Origin of the sequence: Mesorhizobium sp. M1399, from assembly GCF_040317735.1 — a bacterium.
Lineage (GTDB): Bacteria > Pseudomonadota > Alphaproteobacteria > Rhizobiales > Rhizobiaceae > Mesorhizobium.
Genome location: NZ_JAMYKZ010000080.1, coordinates 1 through 615 on the forward strand (window position 1 = coordinate 1; position 615 = coordinate 615).

Annotated in this window: 1 protein-coding gene and 1 pseudogene; one reads left to right on the forward strand and one right to left on the reverse strand. The window is 56.6% G+C overall.

The window, feature by feature from the left end; genetic code table 11:
- Positions 1–141 (reverse strand): annotated as a pseudogene (locus tag NKH05_RS33000) (IS5/IS1182 family transposase); the annotation flags it as partial.
- Between the two features lie 272 nt (positions 142–413).
- Between NKH05_RS33000 and NKH05_RS33005 the strand changes: the two are divergent.
- Positions 414–615, forward strand: a 202-nt coding sequence (locus NKH05_RS33005) for a hypothetical protein (RefSeq protein ID WP_353017965.1), incomplete at its 3' end; no start/stop codon positions are given.

A 615-nucleotide genomic window follows, 5' to 3' on the forward strand; every position in this document is an offset into this window, starting at 1 on the left:
GTCCCGCAAGTGCCTCCGGGTTACCCATAAGGTCAGGCTACCACGCCGGCGCAGACCTGCTTCGTAGTCAAGCCAATTCGTCACCCTGAATTTCATCTTTCCCCCGTGATGACGACGATCTGCGTTGTGTTTGTACGGCATGGCACTCGCATCAAGCTGATTTCCATCCTGCCTGCCTATCGCCAAACCGTTGACAAAGGATCCATGCACCAACGCTCATGGCTACGCTACAAAGGCTATTGCGGTTACCGCTTGCCTAAACCCACACCAATAAAAGATCCGTGCACCAACGCCTCCCCCGACAGGAAGCATCACCATGTCCCGATCGAATGATTGAATATGAATTGCGCATGACGGCGGCGCGACCGATAGGCGCTAGAGCACTTCCTTGATCCGCGACCGGAGAGACCGCTATGGACAATACTGGCCGGGCATGGCCCTACGATGCTCCCGAACAAAATGATCCCAACGCCGACGTATACCCTTGGGTCGCGAGTTTGACAGGGATAGGAGGGACAACGGACGATTACATGCGGCAGTACCGTGCGCAACAACAGGGCCTGGAGCGGCAGCTGAGCGAGTTGAACCTAGGCGGCTCCGCTGCTGATCCAGACA